18 protein-coding genes are annotated in these 24,345 nt (G+C 46.4%); 15 read left to right on the top strand and 3 right to left on the bottom strand.

The features are described 5' to 3' along the window. Window positions 1–76 precede the first annotated feature (76 nt). Window positions 77–856, bottom strand: a complete 780-nt coding sequence (locus J7623_RS02125) for a response regulator (protein ID WP_291916651.1) — start codon at window positions 854–856, stop codon at window positions 77–79. Next, window positions 838–4,011, bottom strand: coding sequence for a two-component regulator propeller domain-containing protein (locus J7623_RS02120; protein WP_291916649.1), 3,174 nt, complete (start codon window positions 4,009–4,011; stop codon window positions 838–840). Before J7623_RS02120 ends, J7623_RS02125 begins: the two co-directional genes overlap by 19 nt. Window positions 4,012–4,421: 410 nt before the next feature. Between J7623_RS02120 and J7623_RS02115 the strand changes: the two genes are divergently transcribed. The 6 genes from J7623_RS02115 (at window position 4,422) to J7623_RS02090 (ending at window position 15,275) form a co-directional block, all read left to right on the top strand. Beyond that, window positions 4,422–5,444 (top strand): glycoside hydrolase family 43 protein, encoded by a 1,023-nt coding sequence (locus tag J7623_RS02115; protein ID WP_291916646.1) that lies wholly within the window; start codon window positions 4,422–4,424, stop codon window positions 5,442–5,444. A 19-nt stretch (window positions 5,445–5,463) separates the two neighbouring features. Beyond that, window positions 5,464–7,308, top strand: coding sequence for a sugar-binding domain-containing protein (locus J7623_RS02110; protein WP_291916644.1), 1,845 nt, complete (start codon window positions 5,464–5,466; stop codon window positions 7,306–7,308). 2 nt (window positions 7,309–7,310) lie between these two features. Next, complete coding sequence (locus J7623_RS02105) at window positions 7,311–9,365, top strand: beta-L-arabinofuranosidase domain-containing protein (RefSeq protein ID WP_291916642.1); 2,055 nt, start codon at window positions 7,311–7,313, stop codon at window positions 9,363–9,365. A gap of 70 nt (window positions 9,366–9,435) precedes the next feature. Then, complete coding sequence (locus tag J7623_RS02100) at window positions 9,436–12,594, top strand: TonB-dependent receptor (RefSeq protein ID WP_291916641.1); 3,159 nt, start codon at window positions 9,436–9,438, stop codon at window positions 12,592–12,594. A gap of 18 nt (window positions 12,595–12,612) precedes the next feature. After that, window positions 12,613–14,562 (top strand): RagB/SusD family nutrient uptake outer membrane protein, encoded by a 1,950-nt coding sequence (locus tag J7623_RS02095; RefSeq protein ID WP_291916640.1) that lies wholly within the window; start codon window positions 12,613–12,615, stop codon window positions 14,560–14,562. A gap of 11 nt (window positions 14,563–14,573) precedes the next feature. Continuing rightward, window positions 14,574–15,275, top strand: a complete 702-nt coding sequence (locus tag J7623_RS02090) for a DUF3823 domain-containing protein (RefSeq protein ID WP_291916638.1) — start codon at window positions 14,574–14,576, stop codon at window positions 15,273–15,275. Between the two features lie 50 nt (window positions 15,276–15,325). On the opposite strand, the gene J7623_RS02085 is transcribed toward J7623_RS02090, so the two are convergent. After that, complete coding sequence (locus J7623_RS02085) at window positions 15,326–16,225, bottom strand: LysR substrate-binding domain-containing protein (RefSeq protein ID WP_291916636.1); 900 nt, start codon at window positions 16,223–16,225, stop codon at window positions 15,326–15,328. An 89-nt stretch (window positions 16,226–16,314) separates the two neighbouring features. Between J7623_RS02085 and J7623_RS02080 the strand changes: the two genes are divergently transcribed. From J7623_RS02080 to J7623_RS02040, 9 genes are all read left to right on the top strand, one after another. Beyond that, on the top strand, window positions 16,315–16,701 hold the full coding sequence (locus tag J7623_RS02080) for a cupin domain-containing protein (RefSeq protein ID WP_291916635.1): 387 nt from the start codon (window positions 16,315–16,317) through the stop codon (window positions 16,699–16,701). 3 nt (window positions 16,702–16,704) lie between these two features. Further along, window positions 16,705–17,088, top strand: coding sequence for a tautomerase family protein (locus J7623_RS02075; protein WP_291916634.1), 384 nt, complete (start codon window positions 16,705–16,707; stop codon window positions 17,086–17,088). A gap of 361 nt (window positions 17,089–17,449) precedes the next feature. After that, window positions 17,450–17,797, top strand: coding sequence for a hypothetical protein (locus tag J7623_RS02070; protein WP_291916633.1), 348 nt, complete (start codon window positions 17,450–17,452; stop codon window positions 17,795–17,797). A 119-nt stretch (window positions 17,798–17,916) separates the two neighbouring features. Then, window positions 17,917–18,843 carry a YihY/virulence factor BrkB family protein gene (locus tag J7623_RS02065; protein ID WP_291916632.1) on the top strand — a complete coding sequence of 309 codons (927 nt, stop codon included), beginning with the start codon at window positions 17,917–17,919 and terminating at the stop codon, window positions 18,841–18,843. A 148-nt stretch (window positions 18,844–18,991) separates the two neighbouring features. Further along, a complete protein-coding gene (locus tag J7623_RS02060) occupies window positions 18,992–21,442 on the top strand; it encodes a glycoside hydrolase N-terminal domain-containing protein (RefSeq protein ID WP_291916631.1) in 2,451 nt (816 codons plus the stop codon). Window positions 21,443–21,480: 38 nt separating this feature from the next. After that, window positions 21,481–22,182 carry a ribose-5-phosphate isomerase RpiA gene (gene rpiA, locus J7623_RS02055; RefSeq protein ID WP_291916629.1) on the top strand — a complete coding sequence of 234 codons (702 nt, stop codon included), beginning with the start codon at window positions 21,481–21,483 and terminating at the stop codon, window positions 22,180–22,182. Between the two features lie 53 nt (window positions 22,183–22,235). Beyond that, on the top strand, window positions 22,236–22,778 hold the full coding sequence (locus J7623_RS02050; protein ID WP_291916628.1) for a TetR/AcrR family transcriptional regulator: 543 nt from the start codon (window positions 22,236–22,238) through the stop codon (window positions 22,776–22,778). An 85-nt stretch (window positions 22,779–22,863) separates the two neighbouring features. Beyond that, a complete protein-coding gene (locus J7623_RS02045) occupies window positions 22,864–23,304 on the top strand; it encodes a nuclear transport factor 2 family protein (RefSeq protein WP_291916626.1) in 441 nt (146 codons plus the stop codon). Window positions 23,305–23,396: 92 nt separating this feature from the next. Continuing rightward, on the top strand, window positions 23,397–24,305 hold the full coding sequence (locus tag J7623_RS02040) for an AraC family transcriptional regulator (protein WP_291916624.1): 909 nt from the start codon (window positions 23,397–23,399) through the stop codon (window positions 24,303–24,305). The last annotated feature ends 40 nt before the right edge of the window (window positions 24,306–24,345 follow it).

Genomic DNA, 24,345 nt, shown 5'->3' with positions numbered 1-24,345 from the left:
GGAGTGTGAGATACAGCAGTATCGGTTGCTGATAATTAAATGTAGAAAATGTTTTTGAAATAAAAAAATAAAATCGCTAAGATTCTTTGTCCGACTGTATTTGCGCTACATACCTGGAAGGTAGTATCCCAAACTGTTTCTGGAAATTCTTTCCAAAATTTGTCAGCGAAGCAAATCCACTCAGCTCTGCTACTTCATTAATTTTATACGCACCAGTGGATAATAAGGCCGCTGCTTTTTTAAGTCTCGCAATATTAATCAGTTCATGCGGGGTTAAATCTGATATGGCTTTTATCTTCCTGTAAAAAGTAGGCCGGCTCATATTCATGAAGTCTGCCAGCTGCTCTACATCCAGGTCGATGTTGGTGAGGTGTTGATTAATGAGGTCGTGCAATTTTTCCAGGAACTGCGCATCGGCATTGGTGTTAGCCATGCTCCGCATATGCACCAGCGGCGTACTGGCGTAGTAGGATTTTATTTTATGACGGTTGCTCAGTAAGCTCGCAATTTGTGCCTGCAGAAATTCAGGGGAAAAAGGTTTTTCGATATACGCATCTGCACCCAGCTCCAGGCCTTCTATTTTGGATTGCAGCGTGTCCCGCGCGGTAAGCAATATCACGGGGATATGACTGGACTCCACACCAGACTTAATGATGCGGCATAATTCAAAACCATCCATTACCGGCATCATCACATCACTGATCACCAGTTGTACAGGTTGCTCCTGCAGGATTTGCAGGGCAGCAGCGCCATGAAGGGCCGTGACGATCTTATATTTATCTTCCAGGTCATCAGCAATGAAAGAAAGTATTTCTTCATTATCATCTACTAACAGTATCAGTGGCTTATTTTCCATTTGCTCAAATTGAATTCTATTTCCTGGTGAACAGGTAAGGTTAATGAAAATACGTTGACTCCTGCTTCCGGCGGCAGCAACTCCAGCGTTCCTTTATGTAATATGGTCAGTGACCTCGACAGCGATAAACCGATGCCTGTACCAGATTGCGCCGCCGTTGCCTTCGCCCGGAAAAAAGGTTCGAATATTTTGTCCTTCATCTCCGGAGGAATAATATATCCATCATTTTTTACCAGTATCGTAAAGGTAATATCTCCCTCCGATACGGGCAACAGGTGTATAGATGCTTTAGTAGCAGCATATTTGATAGCATTGTTCAACAGGTTGCCGAGTATTTTGTACAATGCTTCTGCGTCTACATAAGCAAAGAAATGTAAACTTGATAATTCTATTTTAAATTTGATATTTTTCTGTTCTGCTGCCGGTGTGAAACGCAGGTGGTTTTCTTTCAGCAATTCAGGGATATCGGTGCGTACAAAATTAAGACTGAAACCATGGATCTCCGTTTTACGGAAGTCGAGCAACTGGCTGGTAAGATCCAGCAACCGGTCGGTATTGCGTTCCATAATCCGCAGGTTCTTTTGTACCTGTGGCACTTCTGCTGCATGCCTGATCACCTTTTCCATCGGACCTTTGATGAGGGTTAGTGGCGTCCGGATTTCATGCGCCAGGTGCGTGAAGAACTCTATTTTTGCCTGGTATACTTCTTTCTCTTTTTCATGTGCCAGCAACTCCATTTGCCGCTTTTGTTTTTGTAATGCCCGCTGATGATACCAACGGATAATAGCATACGCGATACTGCACAGCAGCAACGCATAAATTGCATAGGCAGGATAGCTGGCCCAGAACGGCGGCAGTATTTTAATGAAAAGTACCCGCGGCGTTTCTCCCCAGCTACCGCCGCTGTTGGCGGCTTTCACCATAAAGCGATAAGTGCCGGGCGATAATTTCGTGAAGTAAACTTTACGATTGGTTTCCAGGTAAGTCCAGTCTTTTTCCAGTCCCTCCATCTTGTACGCATAAGCTGTCATTTCCGGCGATGTGTAACTTAGCGCGGCAAAGTCGATGCTGAAAGAGGATTGGTCGTGCGACAAAACAATGGTATCCGTATAAGAAATGGACTTTTTCAGGATATCGCCTACCTGTGCCTCTTTGTTAAACACCTGGAAGCCGGTGATGTAAACAGGTGGGAGGAAATGATTGCGCAGGAAATGATCCGGGTTAAAACGAATCATGCCTTTTACACTGCCGAAGTACATATTGCCGCTGCTGTCCTGGTAGCCTGAATTATAATTGAACTGATCATTTAGTAATCCATTAGCTTTTGTGTAAACAACGGCTTTTTCCATAGCCGGAGAAAAGCAACCCAGTCCCTTGGAGGTAGAGATCCAAAGCAGGCCACGTTTATCTTCCAGGATGCTGAAAATCATGTTACTCAGAAATCCGTGACGGATATCGTAGGTAGTGAAATTATTTTGTTCCCGGTGAAACAGGCAAAGGCCATTATCGGTCGCCAGCCATAAACGATGATGACTGTCTTCAAAGATGCTGTTGGTGCGGTTGTCGCTAACGCTATTGGGATTAGCCGGATTATGCAGGTAGTAGCCCTTTTTGCCGGTACGGCGATTATAATAATACAATCCGTCTCTGACAGTACCCAGCCAGATGGTGCCGTCGCTGTCTTCAAATACAGCCGTGTAAAACATATACGACGGTACTTCCGTTACTTCTTCAAAATCATCCCGCCCACGGTTATATTGATATAATCCCCGGGTAGTGCAAATCAGGATATCCCCGTTGCGGGTACGCAGCATAGCATAAATGAAGTTGCTACGTAGTTGATGCGCGGCAGGTCCGGCTTTATAATGCCGGATAAATCTGCCGCTGGGAATATCCAGTATATCCAATCCATGTTCGAAAGTGCCGATCCATAGAGAGTCGCCGGTGACCATCAGGCCATGGATATTGGTATGCGACAATCCCGTTTGCGGTGGGGGCAATGGTTTGATATTACTGAAAGCGCCGTTGGCAATCGTAAATTTATTGAGACCGCCATCTTCCGTACCTATCCATAAATGGCCGTAACGATCGGGATGAATTTCTCTCACCGCGTTTCCGCTCAGAGAAGGAATACCGGTTTGCGGAAAAAATTTTTCGAAAGCCGTATATGGTTGCGGGAAATAGTTGATGCCGCCAAAGTAAGTACCCGCCCATATTCCACCTTCTTTATCCTCACAAAAACTATATACTGCATTGTCGGAAAGAGAGTAGGGGTCGTTATATTTTTTTCTCAGGTTGATGATATCACCGCTTTGCAGGTGATAAATATAAATACCTGATTCCGATGCTACCCAGTATTCATCCGGGTTACGCTGAATGATATCCCTTGCATATATCTCTGTGTGATCCGGAGCGGTAGAAAGGAAATCCTTATAAGTATGGGTGCGGAGGTCGAATAATTTAATGCCTTGTGTGTTGGTACATATCCAGATGGAATCCTTACCGAGGCAAACAATTTTTTGTATCCATTGCGTGCTGCTGGCAGGAGAGTGATCATAAAGGTCGTAGCTGGTAAAGACATTTTTTAGCGGATCATATACTGCTATTTTTCCATCGGTAGAAGAGGCCCATAAGTGGCCATCACTTCCCATACAAGCGGACGTAGCTTCAAATGCGTGCCGGACATTATATAAGCTGTCGCTGGCCGTATGATAACGGAACAAACTACCACCGGACACAAACCAGATGTTCCCCTTTGTATCTTTTGTGATAGCCCTTATATCACCATTCATGCGTTTATCCAGGAAACGGAATTTTTCATTGTGCGGATCATATACATATGCGCCTTTATCGGTGCCTACATAGATTAATCCATTGTCATCCTGGAAAAGACTTAATATAAAGTTGCCACCTAAACTGCCCGGCTCGTTGCTGCGCCGGAACACACGAAAGGTTTTGCCATCGAAGCGGTTTAAGCCGTAGATAGTTCCAAACCACATAAAGCCTTGCTGATCTTGCAGGGTGCATATCACTGCACTATGTGACAACCCATTCTCTACCTGGTAGTGAATGAAGTTGGCTTCCTGGCTATACGTTATTTTGCTCAGCAGCAACAGTAAAATGGAAATATAATATCTGGCCTTTATCATGAGCATAAAGCAAAAAGCATAAAGCAAAAAGCATAAAGCAAAAAGCTATTTTAGCGGATGATATTAGCGTATTTTGTCTGTGAGTAGGATTAGACTGATTATACTGATTGGTTTTGATTTTGTAAGATTTATGCGAATCTAATAGCTTATATCGTCCTTCATCTTCCTAAATCAAAAAATAAAAATCAGTATAATCAGTCTAATCCTACTCACAGACAAAATACGCTAATATCATCCGCTAAAATAGCTTTTTGCTTTATGCTTTCCGCTTTTTCCTTTTTTAATAAAATTTGATACAAAAAAGTGAAAAATTGAGATAAAAGGATACACAGTGAAGCAAAGGAATTCTTTTCTTTGAAGAACTGTTTCAAGCGTGATTTATACGCTTAACTAGGGCCAAAAGCTAAATCCATGTTATGAAAAGTAGTCCACTACTTTCCCTGCTATGCCTGCTACTGATGAGCGTTATTTGTCAGGCCGCTGCACCGGATACAACGGGCGTTTTCACCAACCCTTTATTGGGTAGTGGTCCTGATCCCTGGGTGATCCGGGATAACGGCATGTACTATTATTTAAACACCACCGGACATAACCTGGTGATGCGTAAAACTGCAGCTATGTCGGAGCTGGGCAAAACAAAGGAAATCATAGTTTGGACACCACCTGCCAAAGGGCCTAATGCCAGGGATATCTGGGCACCGGAACTACATCGCCTGAATAATAAATGGTACCTGTATTACACCGCGGGATCATCCGATAGCATACATCCACAACATACGTTTGTACTGGAGAATAGTGCGAAAGATCCTACTACTGGTAGCTGGACAGACAAAGGACAAATTAAAGATACCGCTGCCGATTATTTTGCCATCGACGGTACCGTATTCACACATAAAGGTCTTTCCTATTTTATCTGGAGTGGCCACAATGGGAAAGATGGCATACAACGGCTCTATATTACCCGTATGGCCAATCCATGGACGCTGGTATCACCGCGGGTAGAAATAGCGGCGCCACAGTATAAATGGGAACAGAATGGAGTGAATGAAGGACCAGAGATATTGAAGAATGCCAATGGAGAAGTGTTCCTTATTTTTTCTGCCAGTGGTTGTTGGACAGAAAACTATGCCCTGGGGATGATGCAATTGAAACATGGAGCAGATCCGCTGCTGCCGCAAAGCTGGACCAAGTTTCCGGAGCCGGTGTTGCAACGCAAACCTGAAAATGGCGCCTATGCACCGGGACACAATGGCTTCTTTAAATCGCCGGATGGCCGGGAAGACTGGATCATTTACCACGCCAACTCCAACGCTGGCGAGGGTTGTGGCCAGCGCAGAAATCCACGCATCCAGCAAGTTAACTGGAAAGCTGACGGCAGCCCATACTTCGGTGAGCCGGTGAAAATAAATACCCCCATTAAAAAACCTTCGGGAGAATAAAATCATTTTAAGCAGACATATGAAAAAGACGCACTTAATTATTGCACTGGCGCTCGGACTCGGATGGAATACCGTGGAAGCACAACAGCAGTGGAAAATGGTAACCGGAAAAATAGCTACCACCTGGAGTGAAAAGGTAACGCCCAACGCTGTGTTACCTGAATATCCCCGCCCTCAGCTGGTTCGTGGCAACTGGAAAAATCTGAATGGCCTGTGGAACTATGCCATTAAACCAAAGAATGAAGATAAGCCCACTAGCTGGGATGGGCAGATCCTGGTACCGTTTGCAGTAGAATCAGCTCTTTCCGGTGTAGGAAAGAATGTAGGAAAAGATAATGTACTCTGGTATAATACCTCGTTAACCTTGCCGTCTGCTATGCAGGGAAAGAAGATCCTGTTACATTTTGGCGCCGTTGACTGGCGTACTACCGTATACGTGAATGGCCAGGAAGCCGGCAATCATGAAGGCGGCTTTGATCCCTTTACGCTCGACATTACGGCACTCGTGAAAAAAGGTAAACAGGATATCGTAGTAAAAGTATGGGACCCTACCGACGAAGGCGTACAACCAAGAGGCAAGCAGGTAAAAAGACCGGAAGGCATCTGGTATACGCCGGTAACTGGTATCTGGCAAACAGTATGGGTAGAAGCAGTAGCAGATACTTATATCGCAGGCACCAAACAAACACCGGATATTGACAACCAAAACCTCACCATATCGGCCAACGTACAAAATGCGAAAGCAGGAGATGTTATCACTGTAACAGCTTTTGATGGTGGCAACAAAGTAGCAGAAAGCACGCTGAATGGAGAAAACACAGTGCTGAAAATTCCTTCTCCAAAATTATGGTCGCCCGAATCCCCTTTCCTCTACGACCTAAAGTTAACGGTTACACGTAAAGGAAAAGTGATCGATGAAGTGAAGAGCTATTTCGCTATGCGCAAATCGTCTGTTGGAAAAGATGCCAATGGCATAGAGCGTATGTTATTAAACAACCGCTTCGTATTTCAGTTCGGTCCACTGGATCAGGGTTGGTGGCCCGACGGCTTATACACTGCGCCCACCGATGAAGCGCTGAAGTTCGACATCGCACAAACCAAAGCCATGGGCTTTAACATGATCCGCAAACACATCAAAGTAGAACCTGCACGCTGGTATTACTACTGCGATCAACTGGGCATCATGGTATGGCAGGATATGCCCAGCGGCGACCTGGGTAATGGCTGGGAACCCCGTCCTGGTATAATAGACCGCGCTACTGATCAGCAACGTTCTCCTGAATCAGAAGGCTACTACAGAAAAGAATGGAATGCCATCATCGATCATTTATACAACTATCCTTCTATTGTAGTATGGACACCATTCAACGAAGCATGGGGACAATTTAAAACCATGGACATTGCCAAATGGACCATGGAGAAAGATCCGTCGCGCCTCGTGAATACCGCCAGTGGTGGTAACTTCTACCCGATAGGTCCTATCATCGACCTGCACAACTATCCGGAGCCAGCTATGCCCGATCCGGCCGTATATGGTGATAAACGCGCCATTGTGCTGGGTGAATTCGGTGGTCTCGGACTGCCGGTAAATGATCACGTATGGCAGCAAAAAGATAACTGGGGTTACCAGAGCTTCAAGAATGCGGACGACCTGTTCAAACGCTACAGTGGCTTCACCGACAGGCTGGAAACATTGATCAGGCAGGGATTGTCGGCTGCGGTGTATACACAAACCACTGACGTGGAAGTAGAAATTAATGGTCTCATGACCTACGATCGTAAAGTACAAAAGATGCCGCTGGAGAAACTAAAAGCAATCCATCAGAAGTTATATAACCCGGCTTTGGTAACCATAAAACCATAACCATGAGAAAGCGAAAGTCGTTTGGCTTATTTATTCTTTCTGCTTTTTTCATAGGTGTTATTCCGGCGGATGCTATGCATCCGCCGGGTACCAGGGCTGATACCAATGTGTATGTAAAACCCGTATATGAGCCATTGCCATTGGGCGCTATCAAGCCACAGGGTTGGCTGCGGCACCAGTTGCAAATCATGCGGGACGGTACTTCCGGGCACCTCGACGAAGTATATAATAAAGTGAAAAACGACAATGGCTGGCTGGGTGGAAAAGGAGATGGCGGAGAGGAAACACCCTACTGGCTGGATGGCGCTGTGCCGTTGGCTTACCTGTTGGATGACAAAGTATTGCAGGAAAAAGTATTGCGTTATATCAACTGGACTTTGCAACAGCAGCGCCCGTCCGGCTATTTCGGGCCATTGACGGCCACGGAGGGGAAAAACAATACCACCATTGGTGTGAGTAATGCGGCAGAAGGGGAAGACTGGTGGCCAAAGATGGTGATGCTGAAAGTACTGCAACAATATTATACGGCCACAAATGATACCCGTGTTTTATCTTTTATGACACGGTATTTTAATTACCAGTTGCAAACACTGAAAGCTTGTCCGCTTAGTAAGTGGACAGAATGGGCTACTTCCCGCGGTTCGGAAAATATTATGATGGCACAGTGGCTGTATGGTATTACAAAAGATAAGAAGCTGCTGGAGCTGGCGACACTGTTGGAATCCCAGTCGTTTGCCTGGACTACCTGGCTGGGTAACCGTAGCTGGGTAATAGATGCGGCAGCACAGCAAAATGATCAGCACTGGATGCGTCGTCATGGTGTGAATGTGGGTATGGGTCTGAAAGCGCCGGCACTGAACTATCAGCGCACCGGCAACAAACAATACCTGCAATACCTGCATACGGGTTTCACAGATCTGATGAACCTGCATGGACTACCGATGGGTATCTTCTCTGCTGATGAAGATTTACACGGTAACGCACCTACGCAGGGAACAGAGTTATGCGCCATCGTAGAGGCCATGTTTTCACTGGAAGAAATTATCGCCATCTCAGGTGATCCCGCCTACGCAGATGCATTGGAGCGTATGACATTTAATGCCTTACCCGCGCAAACAACCGACGATTATAACGCTAAACAATATTTCCAGGTGGCGAACCAGGTAAATATTAAAAGAGGTGTATTTAATTTCTCGCTGCCATTCGACCGGGAAATGAATAATGTACTGGGTATGCGCAGCGGTTACACGTGTTGCCTCGCTAACATGCACCAGGGCTGGACTAAGTTTGCAGGCCATCTTTGGTATACTACCGCAGGGAAAGGATTGGCAGCGCTCACTTATAGCCCCAATGAAGTGACCACAAAGCTGGGGAAAAACAATACTGCAGTGACCATCAAAGAAGTGACCAGCTATCCTTTTGATGAACAGGTACAGTTTAACCTGACCATGGCACAGCCGGTGGCATTCCCTTTACAGTTGCGTATCCCGGCCTGGTGTACAGAAGCCGTAGTGTTGCTGAATGGTCAACCGCTCCGTAAGGAGAAAGGTGGTCAGATAATTACCCTGCAGCGTACGTGGAATAACAACGACCAGCTCACCCTGCAATTACCTATGCAGGTGCGTACTTCCAACTGGGGCCGTAACTCACGTGCGGTAGAGCGTGGTCCACTCGTATATGCCTTGAAGTTAAACGAGCAGTGGGAAACAGGACATGACGAAGTAGAAGGAGATTATTTCAGTGTATATCCTAAAGAAGACTGGAACTATGGCCTGCCGGAGAAAGTAGTTCAATCGCCTGCACAATATCTGAAAGTAAGCGCTGTACAACCCGCTGCCGCTGACTTTGTGTGGAACCTGGCCCATGTGCCTGTTACCATTACCACCACCGGGAAAAAGATCCCGGAATGGAAGCTGGTAGACGATGTTGCGCCACAACCCGTAACCAATAGAAATGGCGTTTATAAAGGTAAGGTAAACGATAAAGAAGAAGTGATTACCCTGGTGCCCTATGGCTGCACCAAAGTGAGAATAGTAGCATTCCCCGTAGTAAAATAAATCGATAGAACCATCAACCAGCGACAGTTATGGAAGACTGATCATTTTTAAGACCACACAAAAAATAGTTATGAAAAAACGATTACGTATCCGGGATCAAATCCGGGATGTAATACTGGCCGGCCCATGCCTGTACTTAACAGTATTACTGCTCTTCACTGTGCTCATTGCACACGCCGCACCCACAGATATCAACATCACCGGTAAGGTTACAGACGAACAGGGCGCAGCACTGCCCGGCGTAACCGTTAGCCTGAAAGGTACTGCCAAAGGGACTTCTACCAATGCTAATGGTACTTATAGCATAGCAGTACCTGATCAAAATGCGGTGCTGGTGTTTTCTTTTGTAGGCTATATAAAGCAGGAAGTGACTATAGGAGATAGAAAAGAAATTAACATACGATTGGTAACAGATAGTAAAGGTCTCGGTGAAGTCATCGTTGTAGGCTATGGCACACAAAAGAAGGAGTCCGTTACCGGCGCTATTTCCGGCGTTACCAGTAAAGAACTGGAACGGGTACACGCTTCTACCGTGAGCGCCACGCTGGCGGGTAAAATACCGGGTGTATCTTTCCGGATGCCTGATGGACGCCCTGGTGCCGGTGCTAATATACAGATCCGTAATTTCGGAAACGCCCTGTATGTAATTGATGGTATTCAGAAAGATGCCGGCCAGTTTAACAATATTTCTCCCAACGATATCGAAAGTATTACCGTGCTGAAAGATGCCTCTGCAGCCATTTATGGCGTAAGAGCTGCCAATGGGGTAGTAGTGGTAACCACTAAACGTGGTAAAGCAGGTAGTAATACTATTAACGTAGACGCCTATACGGGATGGCAGAACTGGTCGAGGTTTCCTAAAACCGTGAATGCCTATGAATGGATGCTGGGTAAAGCAGATGCAGAAATGAATGCCGAAGATCCCCGGACTGATATCACCAAAGAAGAACTGGCGAAGTGGAAAGCCGGCACTGAAAAAGGATATCAGAGCTTCGACTGGTACGATTTCATTATTAAGAAAAATGCTCCACAACATTCTATCAACGTCAACGCTACGGGTGGATCTGAAAATATCAACTACTATTTATCTGTGACCCGGCTGGATCAAAAGTCCGTACTAGGCCGCGAGTTTGATTTTAACCGCACCAACATCCAGAGTAACGTAGATGCTAAAATAGCAAAGCGGCTAAAAGTGGGTGTACAGATCAACGGCCGTATTGAAGAAAGGGATAACCCCGGCGTGCCAGGAGGTGATGATTACTGGGCGCCACGTTTCGCCCTGTTCCGTAACCGCCCCACAGAAAGACCTTACGCAAACGATAACCCGCTATATCCAAATGACATCGGGCACAATACGGAGAACTGGGCAGTACAAACCAAAGCCATCTCCGGATACTGGACAGAAGACTGGCGGGTACTGCAAACCAACTTTAACGGCACTTATGAAACGCCCATCAAAGGACTCACTTTAAAAGGTATGTATTCTTATTACTATGCCGATAAGCTGATGAACGGTCACGAATATACGTACGATACCTATACTTACAGGGCGGAAACAGATACCTATGAACGTACCGGCGGCAGTTCCAATCCATGGCGGGAGCGCGGTACCCATAAAGTGCTGGAAAATGTGTTGCAGGGACAGGTGAACTATAACAACACCTTCGGCAGGCATACCATCGGCGGTACTTTTGTATCCGAAAGAATTAAGCGGCGTGAGCTGGATGTATGGGTACATGCGGTACCTAAAAGTAACCTGTTGCCATTGATCCAGTTTTCCGATATGGATACCTATAACGATGCCGACTGGACGGAAGCCAGGATAGGCTATATTGGCCGGTTTAACTATAGCTTCGGTGATAAATATTTCCTGGAAGTAGCGGGTCGTTACGATGGCTCCTGGAAATTTGCACCGGATAAAAGGTGGGGCTTTTTCCCTTCTGTATCTGCCGGATGGCGTTTAACGGAAGAACCCTTTTTTAAGAAATGGTTAGGTAGTAACAGTATTCTCACCGAATTAAAAATCCGCGGATCTTATGGCGAATTGGGAGATGATGATATCGGCATCGGTGCTTATGATTATCTGCGTGGTTATACCTATGCTACTTCTACTGTAATCCTTGATGGTACCGTTATCAAGGGGTCCCGCGACAAAGGGGTACCTAACGACCGCCTTTCCTGGTTTGTAAGTAAGATTGCCGATGTGGGCGTGGATTACCAGTTGTGGAATGGTAAAGTATATGGTGCACTCGATTTCTTCAACCGTAAGCGTTCCGGTCTTCGTGGCCGTAAATACGATGTGCTGGTGCCCAGCGAAATTGGTTACGGTTTACCGGATGAAAACGTAAATAGTGATCAGCAGAAAGGCGGCGAGTTTTCAGCGGCATATACCACACATATCGGTAAAGTGAATTTGGTGGTAGGTGGCAACGTATCTTATTCAAGAAGTAAATTCCTGGAGTCGTATAAACCGGTATGGGGTAACTCGCTGGATCATTACCGCAACTCCATTGAGAACCGCTGGAATGGTATCTATTGGGGATATGAGGCCATCGGGCAATTCCAGTCGCAGGAAGAAATTAATAAGTACCCGGTGAACGTAGATGGCAAAGGTAATAAAACGTTGTTGCCAGGGGATATTATCTATAAAGATATGAACGGGGATAATGTAATAGATGAAAAGGATGAAAGACCGATCGGCTACCAGACTTCCGGCAACCCCACGGTTAACTTTGGTTTTAACCTGGGTGTAAGATGGAATGGATTTGATTTTGCCGCTGATTTCTCCGGTGGCTCTATGTATTCTTATAATCAAAACTGGGAAATGAGATGGCCGTTTCAGAATGGCGGCAACTTACTGAAACAGTTCTACGATGACCGCTGGCACCGCGAAGATCCTTTTGATGTGAACAGTAAGTGGATACCAGGTAAAAACCCGCCTTTACGCTTCAATAAGGGAGATCATAGCAACTACAATAAACCTTCCACTTTCTGGTTGCATAATGTGCACTATATCCGGCTGAGAACCATGGAGCTGGGCTATTCTATTCCGCAGCAGTTGCTGGACCGCGTCCGGTTTAAGAAAGCCAGGGTTTATATCAACACATACAACCTGTTTTCATTGGATAATGTGAAAAGCCTGGGGATAGAACCGGAAATAGTGGATGAGAACGGGTTGCAATATCCGCAGAATAAGCTGGTGAATATTGGGTTGAACCTTACTTTCTAAGTACAAAACAGATTCGTTATGAAAAAAAGTTTGTTATATATATGCCTTGCGGTATTGGCACTGAGTGCAGGGTGCAACGATAAGGATTTTCTCAACGTGGCTCCTTCCAATGTGTTGCAAAACGAGCAGCTCTGGAATGATGAAGGGCTCATCCTTTCTGTGCTGGCCGATTTGTACGACCGTTATCCGGATCGTCAAACAGATGTGAATAACAGTAACATTCCATCTATGGTGGTGCAAACCATTGATAATTGGGGAGAATTTGCACGCTTCGATGAAGCATTTGCATCAGAAAATGGCCAGTACTGGCGACACAGCTTTACGGAATATCCCTACGTTTTTCCGGGTATGATGATAAAAGATGTTGGTGAAGTAACGTATTGGGACTACGCTTATATCCGCGAGCTGAATATCTTCATTGATAAATGTGGTACTTCTGCGAAATTAAAGCCCGATGTAAAAAACCGGTTTATTGCAGAAGCGCGGTACCTGAGAGCAGTGGTGTATTTTGAAGAAGCTAAAAGGGTAGGCGGGGTACCCCTGATATTAACACCGCTGGAATATAACTACCAGGGTGACCCTGCGTATCTGCAGCATCCGCGGGCGAAAGAGTCGGAGATCTACGACTTCGTAATCAGTGAAATGGATACGGTGAAGAAGTACCTGCCTTCCAACCCTATCAGCAAAACCCGTGCTACCGTTGGGTTGGCGCTGGCCACCAAAGCACGTGCAGCACTATACGCCGGCTCTATTGCAAAGTATGGCGCCACTACGCCACAGGTATCATTACCCGGTGGAGAAGTAGGTATCCCGGTGGCTAAGGCCAACGGCTATTATACTACCGCGCTGCAGGCCGCGCAGGAGTTGATCACCAGCGGTAACTATGCATTGTATAAAAAGAACAGCGATAACCTGACACAGAATTTTATCAGCCTGTTTATCGATAAAGGCGCTAACCCCGAAGTGATTTTTGCGAAGGATTTTAAACTGCAAAGCGGCAGAGTACAGCCGTGGACGTTATGGAGTCAACCCCGTTCCAATGCGGAAGAACAACAGGGCGGACGGTTAAATCCTTCTTTAAATCTCGTACAGTCGTTTGAGTTATTGGACAACACCTTTGCGCCGTTGAATATCAACGCAGCAGGAGGAGGGTATGTATACTACAGCGACCCGCAGGACCTGTTCGCCAACAGGGATCCCCGTTTAGCCGCTACTGTTATACTGCCAGGGTCCGAGTTTAAGGATAAGAAAGTAGATATCTGGGCAGGATACATTCTCAAAGATGGCAGGATCGTTACCGGTGATAACTTCGGTGCCAAAGGTAAGCTGGAACCCAATGGCCCCGATGTACAGGTGGTAGGCTTTGACGGACCGGTGAATAACCTGGAATTCAGTGCCCAGTCTGGGTTTATCGTCCGGAAGTATATGGATCCAACAGTAGGCTCCGGCCGTATTGGTACGCAGAGTGAGGTGTGGTGGATCCGGTATCGCTATGCAGAAGTATTGCTGAATGCCGCGGAAGCAGCCTTTGAGCTGGGACAGCGGGACGTAGCCGCGGGGTATATGAACCAGGTGAGAGAAAGAGCGGGCTTTAAAATTCCGTTGACCGCTGCCGACATTACGTTCGATCGTATAGTACATGAAAGGAAAGTAGAGCTGGCATTTGAAGGCCATGAGTTCTGGGATATGAAGCGCTGGCGTTTGGCGCATAAAGTATGGAATGGCGTGAAAACGCCGCTGACCACGCAGCCCGGGAAAAGTGATGAGTCCAGTACCCGGGTGTTTGCGTTGTGGCCTTACAAGGTATATGATCCGGGCAGTCCGAATAATGGCAAGTACATCTTTAAACAGGTATTACCGGGAGCTGTTACTTCCGCGCACCTGTTCCGGATGGGCAATTACTATGGGTTTATCGGGGATGATATCCGCAACAACAATCCGAAAATTGTGAAAAATCCTAACCAGTAAAGCGATGTATTATGAGAACTAAGTTGCAATATGTGATCATCATGGTGGCAGGGATATTAGCTGCCTCCTGTAAGAAAGATAACTATAAAGCGCCTTCCAGCCAGTTCAGCGGCCGGCTGGTATACCAGGGTGAAACCATTAATGTTAGTTATAACGATGTATATTTTGAGTTATGGGAGCCCGGTTGGGGAAAGAGTATACCCATTAACGTGAGTATCAGCCAGGACGGTAAATTTTCTGCCTTGTTGTTTAATGCGTCGTATAAGCTGGTGATTCCTGCGGCGCAGGGGCCTTTCCGTTCTATACCAGATAAAACCACCAATTCAGATACTATTCCGTTGACGATTTCAGGTAATCTCACCCGGGATATTGAAGTGCTGCCGTATTATATGATCCGTTCACCGAAGTTTGTAACGGCAGGGAATACCGTGACGGCAACCTTTGCTGCGGAAAAGATTATTAAAGATGTGAATGCGCGGGATATTGAACGGGTATCGTTGTATGTGTGTAAAACACAGTTTGTGGATGGTCGGAATAGCGTGGCCACGAAAGACCTTGCCGGAGGTAATATTGCGGATCCTGCCGCTATTAGTTTACAGGCAGATGTACCTGCGTTGGTACCTGCGCAGAAAACAGTTTTTGCCCGTGTGGGCATAAAAGTAGCTGGCATCGAGGATATGATTTATTCACCGGTCCAGGAAATTTCCTTGTAAAAGGGAGTGATGAATAAAGACAGACGCCCCCCGCATCCGCGGGGGGCTTTTTATTTAATGCCCCTTTTAGACTTTTTACGGATGTCATTTAACTGTGCAGTGATTGTTTCATGCAAGATGTCGATCAGCCGTGTAATAGCCGGTGAGGGCGTTTTTTGACGGGTCAGCATATATACTGCCACCTCCGGTAAGGGTGGTAGGCCAGTGGAAGTGGGCAGTACCTGGCAGGTGGGTGGCATGCCTATTTCTGTGCGGATGGTGACCCCGAGTCCTGCCTGTGCGGCTGCCCACATCCCCGCTACACTACCGCTGGTTAATGCCGGCCGCCATTTACGTTTTACTTTTTCAAGTGCCGCCAGGCCGTTGCTGCGGAACAGGCAGGGTGCTTCAAAAAGCAGCAGGGGCAGTGGATGTAGTAAGGCGGCGGTATTATCTTTTCCACCGATCCACCTGACAGGCAGTGTGCCAATGGAGAGGGCGTTTTTGGGAGTAGTTTCTCCAAAAGAAACCACGATATCGAGTTTACCGCTTTGTAGTTGTTGAGCGAGTACAAATTGCCGGTCCAGGGTGACTTCTATCTCCATTTGCGGATGTATGGCGGCAAAGCGGGCCAGGGCAATGGGAAGCCCGCTTTCCGCAAAATCTGCCGGCAGGCCCAGTTTTACTTTTCCTGCTAACTGCGTGGCGGTGAGTGCGGTGATGGCCTGTTGATTAATATCCAGCATTTGCCGTGCATAGCCCAGCAGTATTTCTCCGCTGGCGGTTAAACGCCAGCCACGGCCTTGTTTAAGAAACAGTTGTTGTCCTGTTATTTCTTCGAGTCGCTGCATCTGCAGGCTTACGGCCGATTGTGAACGCGCTACCTGGTCTGCCGCTTTGGCAAAGCTATCCAGGTCTGCGGCCAGCACAAAGGTGCGTAGCAAATCAAGCTCCAGCAAGTCGATATTCATAGTTTAGTTTTATTAAAGTATTGTATTAAATGTTTCAATATTATAAATATATGGAAAGGTAGTAAGTTTGTGATGAAATCTTTCTTCCAATGAAAAAATTACTGGTTATTATGTCGGTATTATTAACGGGAAGCGCCGGCGCTCAAACACCGCTGGCACGCAAAACACTGTTGCAGCAGCCCTTACCGGCAACAACTATAGAGCAGGTAAGGATGGATCAAATTACGCTGGGCCCCGGAGAAGGCGCCCCGGTACATCATCATCCCGGAGAAGTATACGGGTATATTGTGTCCGGCGAAGTGATTTATCAGCCTGCCGGAGAGCCGGCTGTAACGTTGCATCCCGGGGATGCTTTCCGCGAAATGGCAGGTAAGGAAATTACCGTTTTTAAAAATGCACAAACAGATAAACCCGCCACCTTTGTAGCAGTATACCTGTTGAAAAAAGATCAGCCACCTATCATCATAAAAAAATAAGTTATGCCTTTTGTACAAATCTACCTCGGTACTCATCTTACCGCTGCTCATAAAAAGGATATTTCTCTTGCCGTACATCATAGCCTGGAAGAGCACTTCCATGTACCCGCGGATGATTATTTCCAGGTGATTCATACCATGCAACCCGGTGATATACTTTATCCCTCCAGCTTCCTCGATGTACCGCATACAGATAACCTGCTTTATATCCGCATTACTGCCAGAGGCGGCAGAACAGTGGAACAAAAACAGGGACTTTATAAAAGCATCGCTACCCGCATCGCTGCCACCACACCGGTCAGCATTGATGATGTGGTAATCATCCTGGTAGAAAACGACCTTGCCGGCTGGTCATTTGGCAAGGGCGTGGCACAGTATGTGAAATAGCTTTTAGACATTAGGTTTTAGCTGTTTAGCAAAATGCAGCGGAGATAAACACATGTTCTTCGCTGCATTTTGCTAAACAGCTAACAGCTAGAAGCTATGGTAATGCTGCTGTATAGATATTCAGTTTTCGCATGTTTCTTTTTATGCAAGGTTGAAGCATAAACGAATGGGGAAATTGTACAAAATTTTCGCTTGTTTTGATCGGTTGAAAGTCAGTATGATAAATAGTTTGGTGAGATGATAGTGCAATAAAAAATATCTGACAAGATATGTTTTTGCATATTTTTTTCACGGTAAATTTGATGGATCAAAATAGCTAAACATTATGGATACACAAGACGTTTTAAAACTTTTTGGACGATTGGAACATGCGATTATCGCTGGATTTGATGCAGTAGACGGACGCTTCAATGCAGTTGATGAACGCTTCAATGCAGTCGATGAACGCTTCGATGCTGTGGACAAACGCTTTGATGCGATGGATCAACGTTTCGATGCCATGGATCAGCGTTTCGATGCCATGGATCTTAGAATGGATGCCATTGACAAACGCTTCGATGCCGTTGACGAACGAATCGATGTATTAGAAGAAAAGATGGATCACCGCTTCGATGTACTGGAGCTGCGGGTAGCCTCCATTGAAGTAAGCATCGACAAAATTGCCGAGTGGGTACCCTTCAGAACACCACCTTTCGGCAGCGGATACTAAAACAACTATTCTACCATACTGTTACTCCCCCAAGTGATTAATAGCCTTACTATTGAATAGTAGGGCTTTTTTATTGCCAAAGAAAATTAATCAGTAAATTGACCCCGAATAGGGCAGGCATGGAAACCATTACAACAGCAAAAACATTACCCCGTTGGCAGTTATTTCTGCTTTCGTTTAAAGATGCATATAAGGTATTGCAGGCAAGTGATCCGTTGCGTATGGCAGGGGCTACTGCCTTTTTTACCACCTTTGCCCTGCCGGCGATTCTCATTATCCTCATCCAGTTACTGCGTATTATTTTCCGGATACAACATGCCGGCAAACGCTTAATGGTACAACTGGAAGGGATGTTCGGAACGGAAACCACGGAAGCTATTTTGCAAACCCTCCGGGCCTTTCGGAGCATTGCTCAGAATTGGATCATCGCTATTGTTGGGTTCATTTTTTTATTGTTTGTAGCCACTACGTTATTCAAAATTATCAAAGGTTCTCTGAACGAGCTGTGGAAAATACGCGCTACGCATAAAGCGAACTTCGGACAAATCATGTTATCCCGGTTGAAAGGTGTGCTGGTAATTATTTTTGCAGGCATCTTATTTATTATCGACCTGGTGGCTGATGCTGCCCGTACCTTCCTGGGCAAGTATATCAACCAGTATATGCCGGCGGTAGGAAACTACTATGATAGTGCACTTAACTACGTGATCTCTGTGATTATTGTAACCATCTGGTTTTTCCTGGTTTTTCATTTCCTGCCCGATGGTCGCCCGCGCTGGAAAGTAGGACTCACCGGCGCTTTGGTGACCAGTATCCTGTTTAATATAGGGAAAGCTATTTTAAAGGTAATGCTCACCTATAGCAGTATTAACAGCATTTATGGGGCGTCCGCATCAATGGTGTTATTATTGCTTTTTATGTTTTACTCTTCGCTGATCTTTTATTTTGGCGCCTGTTTTACAGACGCATGGGGAACGCGTACCCAACGTCCTGTGCACTTGTTGCATAATGCCAGTCGCTATGAAATTACCGTGGCGGAAGCCTGATCAGCAAAGCAGCCGGAATAGATAAATAAGGATTACAACCCGGGTAGCTGCCACCCGCTCAAATACAAAATTCACATTTGTTAATGGCTAATTCGCAATTGCCGCTTTGGGCTTTCACTGCAGCAGGATTTTATATATCTTGATGCACATGAACTGCAAGCTATATTCCACATTACAAACTGTATGTTTATTAGGCGCCCTGACGTTGTCGGCGCAATCAGATGTTACGGTTCGTTTCAGCGAACCTGCCACCCATTTTACGGCGTCTGCTCCGCTGGGCAATGGCCGCTTAGGCGCCATGGTATTTGGAAATACGAACCGGGAGCGGATTGTATTAAATGAGATTTCTATGTGGAGTGGCGGTGTCCAGGATGCAGACAGCAAAGCGGCGGCGCCCTATCTCCCTAAAATCCAGCAATTACTGTTACAAGGTAAGAATATTGAGGCGCAGCAAATGCTGCAGCAATATTTTATTTGCCAGGGTCCGGGCTCCGGCAGCGGTAATGGCGCCAACGTAAAATTTGGCTGCTACCAAACGCTGGGTGATTTGTTTATCCAGTGGAAAGACACGGTATCGGCTACACGTAATTATCAGCGTCAGCTAAAACTGGATAGTGCCATCAGCACTGTTAGCTGGGAGAAAAATGGCGTTACCTATAAAGAGGAGGTACTGGTATCTGCGCCACAGCAGGTAACGGTAGTGCGTTTGGTGGCCAGCAAGCCGGGTAGCCTGTCGTTTACCACCGGCCTGTATCGCCGTGAAAGAGCTGCCATGAGCACCTCCAATGGTGATGTAATAATGCGTGGCACCTTGAATGGAGGCAACAACGACGAGGGCGTGAAGTATGCCGCTGTACTGAAGGTATTACCTAAAGGCGGAACTAAAACCACGCGTAACAACCAGGTTACTGTGAATGGTGCAGATGAATGCCTGTTGATGATAGGTGCGCATACAGATTTGAACTGGCCGGATGTAGAGAAAAGAGGTGCGGAGCCGTTGCCTGCAACAATATCAGATATCACGAAAGCAGCTACTGTGGCATGGCCCGCAATGGTGAAAGCACATGTAAAAGATTATAGTTCGTTTTTCAACCGTTGCCAGCTTTCGTTTACGGACAACAGCAACGATGCTGTGAAAGACCTGGCTACCATTGATCGCTTACAACGTTTACAAACGGGGGAAAAAGATGCTTCACTGGTATCGCTGTACTTCAACTTTGGCCGCTACCTGCTGATTAGTTCTTCCCGTAAAGGCGGCATGCCGGCTAATCTACAGGGACTTTGGGCAGAAGAATACCAAACACCATGGAACGGCGATTACCATCTCGATATCAACGTGGAAATGAATTACTGGCCGGCAGAAGTGACGAATTTATCCGACTGCCATCAGCCTATGTTTGCATTGGCTAAACAGATGTCGAAGTTTGGTAAGCATACCGCGCGTACCTATTACAACGCAGATGGCTGGATGGCCCACGTGATCTATAATCCATGGGGCTTCACGTCACCAGGCGAAGGAGCCGACTGGGGATCTGCATTAACAGGTGGTGCCTGGGTAGCTTCCCATCTCTGGAAACACTACCAGTATACCAACGATAAACAGTTTTTGAAAGAAGTATACCCGGTATTAAAAGGAGCTGCCACGTTCTTCAAAGAGATCCTGATTACAGAGCCTTCTCATCAATGGCTGGTAACAGCGCCTTCCAACTCCCCGGAAAACTCTTACGTATTGCCCGATGGAAAGGTAGGATCCACCTGTATGGGACCTACTATGGATATGCAAATTTGCCGCGACTTGCTGGGAGCTAACCTGGAAGCAGCGCGTATCCTGCAAACGGATAAAAGCTGGGCAGATAGCCTGAAAGTGGTATTGTCGAAGCTGGCACCTAATCAAATCAGCCCATCTACCGGTGGGGTGCAGGAATGGCTGGTGGATTATAAAGAAGCGGATCCGCATCACCGCCATGTATCCCCGTTATATGGCTTATATCCTTATGATGAAATTACGCCCTGGGATACCCCGGAAATGGCTGCTGCAGCACAAACAACCCTGACGAGGCGGGGGGATGGTGGTACGGGTTGGTCACGCGCCTGGAAAGTGGCTTTCTGGGCCCGCCTGGGAGATGGCAACCATGCCTATAAAATGCTGAAAGAATTATGGGTGCCTGCTGCTGCAGGCAGCGAGATCCGGATGAGTTCCGGTGCCGGTACCTATGCAAACCTCTTCTGTGCACATCCACCCTTTCAGATAGATGGTAACCTCGGTGCTACTGCTGGTATCGCCGAAATGCTGCTGCAGAGCCACGGCAAGGAAAATATTATCCGTTTACTGCCCGCGTTGCCTGATGGAGAACAGTTTGCCGCCGGTCATATCAAAGGCCTGCGTGCAGTGAATGATTTCGCGGTAGACTTTAGCTGGAAGAATAAAACCGTGGCCGAAGTAAGTATTTTATCCGGTAGCGGACAACCCTGCAAACTGGTGCTGCCGGAAACGGCTATCGTAAAGGATGCTGCAGGAGTAGTAGTGCCACATCAATATAAAAATGGCGTACTGCGTTTTAATACTAAAAAAGGGATGCGTTATAAGATAACCGTTTAATAAAGTTTATGCTGATCTTTGCCATATAATATCCTGATATGGAAGATCTGAAACAAGTGGCTGCAAAGGCGGCATTAGACTTTATAAAACCCGGTCAGTTAATAGGCATAGGTGCAGGTAGTACCATTGCGCACCTGGTAAATTTTTTAAAAGAAGAGGTAACCTTAGCGAAAAGTATTACGCTGGTTACCTCTTCTTTTAGTACCCGGCAACTCCTGCTGGAACACGATTTTCAGGTAAAAGAGATCAGTGCTGTATCTCGACTGGATATTTATTTCGATGGCTGTGATCAGTTCGATCACCAGCTGAATGCATTGAAAAGTGGTGGTGGTATCCATACCCGGGAAAAGTTGCTGGCAGCTATGGCAGATAAGTTTATCCTGCTGGGTGATGGCTCCAAATACGTAGCACAGCTATATAGCACGTTCCCGGTGGTGATTGAAGTTATCCCTGATGCCGTTCCCTTTGTATTACAGCAACTGAAGAAAATATTCTCACTGGCTAATCCGGTGATCCGTATGGGCAGCAAAAAAGATGGCGCTGTTATTACGGAAAACGGCAACTTACTCATTGATACCTGGTTCCGCTCTTTCCCGCCTTTAGATAGCCTGAATCACCGTTTAAAAGAAATCCCCGGTATCCTGGAAACCTCTCTTTTCTATAACATGGCGCATGCTGCTATTATTGCCGGAAAGAAGGGGGTAGAAATTATCCGGAAAGATCCGGCTTACCCGATTTGACAAAAAAATAAAAAAGATAGATCGATCTGTCTATTTTTATATATCTTTGTTTCATGAAAAAGAAGATAAGCGATCCGAAGCAACGTTTATTGGATACGGCCACTCAACTGTTTTACCAGCAGGGCTACCATGCTACGGGCATCAACCAGGTGCTGGCAGAAGCTGGGGTAGCGAGGGCCAGCCTGTATATGCACTATGAATCGAAGGAGTCGTTGTTGCTGGCGTTTTTGCACCAGCGTCACATCGACTGGATGGCAGGCTTAAAAGCATTCACCGACAAGGGCAGCAAGCCTAAGGAGAAAATCCAGGCCGCCTTTGATTTCCTGGCCAGCAACAATGAAAAAGAACATTTCCGGGGCTGTGCCTTCCTGAATGTATTGTCGGAAACCACGGATAAAGATACAGCCGTGCTGACCGTGATCCAGGACCATAAGAAAGACCTGCGGGCATTTCTTGGTGATATCCTCCATAAGGAAAAACAAGCCGTGCGGGATCATGTGTACCTGTTGTTTGAATCTGCCATCGTGGAAAGCCAGTTGTACCGCCATCAATGGCCGGTGCAGGAAGCGAAAGCCATGGCAGTAGCTTTATTGTAAGATGCCGTGGCATCTTTTTTTTATCCTCTTAAATAGACAGATCGATCTATCTAAATATTTATTTTCGAAATTAAAATCAATAATCATGGAACAGAAATTTCCCCTCCCTCCGTTCACACGCGAAACTGCTCTTCAGAAAGTACAACTGGCTGAAGATGCCTGGAACAGCAAAGATCCGCAGAAAGTATCGCTGGTATATACCAAAGACACTACCTGGCGCAACCGCGATCAGTTTATTAACGGCCGGGAAGAAGTAGTAGCCTTTCTCACCAAAAAATGGGAAAAAGAACTGGACTACCGCCTGAAAAAAGAGCTTTGGAGCTTCACAGATAATCATATCGCGGTGTGTTTTGAATATGAGTGGCATGACCAGGCGGGTAACTGGTTCCGCTCTTATGGCAACGAATTATGGGAGTTTAACGCCGATGGACTCATGCAACGCCGCCTGGCTGCCATTAACGATGTGCCTATTAAAAGCAGTGAACGTAAGTTCCGTGATCCCGAAGAACTGGTGCTGGCGTGCTGATGAGCAGGAAGCATAAAGCACAAAGCAAAAAAGCTATTGTGTTACGTGGGAAAACGAAGCGGAAACCGCATTGAATTTTGTAACTTCGGTCAATGTTAAAGACAGAAACATTACAGGCGTTTTATCAGCAAAAGTTCAATGCGGTTCCCGAAAAACTGGACCAGGACCTCGGGCATTTTAATGTGTTTCGCATGGGCGATTGTATTATGGATGCCAGCGGAAAGCTGGTGGTGAAATACAGCCGTCGTGATTTTTATAAGGTAAGCCTGGTGAGAGGGCATAATCTTTTTCACTATGCCGATAAAACACTGGAGTTGAAAGGTACTACCTTGTTTTTCTCCAATCCGTTAGTGCCATATGCCTGGGAACCAATATCAGGGCCCACTCCCGGCTACTTCTGTATTTTCCGCGAATCCTTTTTTACTCATGCCGGCAGGGCGCATATTCACGACCTGCCCATGATGATGCCCGGTGGAGTTCCGTCGTACCCGCTAACGGAAACACAGGACAACGAAATATCATTGCTCTATGAGAAAATGCTGACGGAGATTAACTCCGACTATGTATATAAATATGATCTGCTGCGGAATTACCTGACAGAAATCATTCACTATGCATTAAAAATGCAGCCTTCGGAAGTGCTTTACCAGCATGCGGATGCCAAATCCCGTATTACCGCCGTGTTTACGGATTTGCTGGAACGGCAATTCCCCATTGAATCGCCTTCGCAGCGTTTTACCTTCAGATCTGCCAGCGACTTTGCCAGGCACCTGTCGGTACACGTGAACCACCTGAACCGTGCTATCCGCGATACTACCGGTAAAACCACTACCGCCCATATTTCAGAGCGGATCACCAGCGAAGCCAAAGCCCTGCTGAAACATACCAACTGGAACATTTCAGAGATCAGTTACGCCCTGGGATTTGAAGAACCGGCGCATTTCAATAACTTTTTCAAAAAACAAACCAGCATTACCCCCGGTGCTTTCCGGATTGTTTGAATTTTGCAATCATTGGTTTGATTGGCGTAATAATCCGCAT

The organism is Chitinophaga sp., assembly GCF_017745275.1.
In the GTDB taxonomy this organism is placed as follows: Bacteria; Bacteroidota; Bacteroidia; order Chitinophagales; family Chitinophagaceae; genus Chitinophaga.
This window is presented reverse-complemented; position numbering and strand designations above follow the sequence as displayed.

Coding starts and splice junctions, on each gene's coding strand:
- J7623_RS02125 (WP_291916651.1), bottom strand. CDS start 856: ATGGAAAATAAGCCACTGATACTGTTAGTAGATGATAATGAAGAAATA.
- J7623_RS02120 (WP_291916649.1), bottom strand. CDS start 4,011: ATGCTCATGATAAAGGCCAGATATTATATTTCCATTTTACTGTTGCTG.
- J7623_RS02115 (WP_291916646.1), top strand. CDS start 4,422: ATGAAAAGTAGTCCACTACTTTCCCTGCTATGCCTGCTACTGATGAGC.
- J7623_RS02110 (WP_291916644.1), top strand. CDS start 5,464: ATGAAAAAGACGCACTTAATTATTGCACTGGCGCTCGGACTCGGATGG.
- J7623_RS02105 (WP_291916642.1), top strand. CDS start 7,311: ATGAGAAAGCGAAAGTCGTTTGGCTTATTTATTCTTTCTGCTTTTTTC.
- J7623_RS02100 (WP_291916641.1), top strand. CDS start 9,436: ATGAAAAAACGATTACGTATCCGGGATCAAATCCGGGATGTAATACTG.
- J7623_RS02095 (WP_291916640.1), top strand. CDS start 12,613: ATGAAAAAAAGTTTGTTATATATATGCCTTGCGGTATTGGCACTGAGT.
- J7623_RS02090 (WP_291916638.1), top strand. CDS start 14,574: ATGAGAACTAAGTTGCAATATGTGATCATCATGGTGGCAGGGATATTA.
- J7623_RS02085 (WP_291916636.1), bottom strand. CDS start 16,225: ATGAATATCGACTTGCTGGAGCTTGATTTGCTACGCACCTTTGTGCTG.
- J7623_RS02080 (WP_291916635.1), top strand. CDS start 16,315: ATGAAAAAATTACTGGTTATTATGTCGGTATTATTAACGGGAAGCGCC.
- J7623_RS02075 (WP_291916634.1), top strand. CDS start 16,705: ATGCCTTTTGTACAAATCTACCTCGGTACTCATCTTACCGCTGCTCAT.
- J7623_RS02065 (WP_291916632.1), top strand. CDS start 17,917: ATGGAAACCATTACAACAGCAAAAACATTACCCCGTTGGCAGTTATTT.
- J7623_RS02060 (WP_291916631.1), top strand. CDS start 18,992: ATGAACTGCAAGCTATATTCCACATTACAAACTGTATGTTTATTAGGC.
- rpiA (WP_291916629.1), top strand. CDS start 21,481: ATGGAAGATCTGAAACAAGTGGCTGCAAAGGCGGCATTAGACTTTATA.
- J7623_RS02050 (WP_291916628.1), top strand. CDS start 22,236: ATGAAAAAGAAGATAAGCGATCCGAAGCAACGTTTATTGGATACGGCC.
- J7623_RS02045 (WP_291916626.1), top strand. CDS start 22,864: ATGGAACAGAAATTTCCCCTCCCTCCGTTCACACGCGAAACTGCTCTT.
- J7623_RS02040 (WP_291916624.1), top strand. CDS start 23,397: ATGTTAAAGACAGAAACATTACAGGCGTTTTATCAGCAAAAGTTCAAT.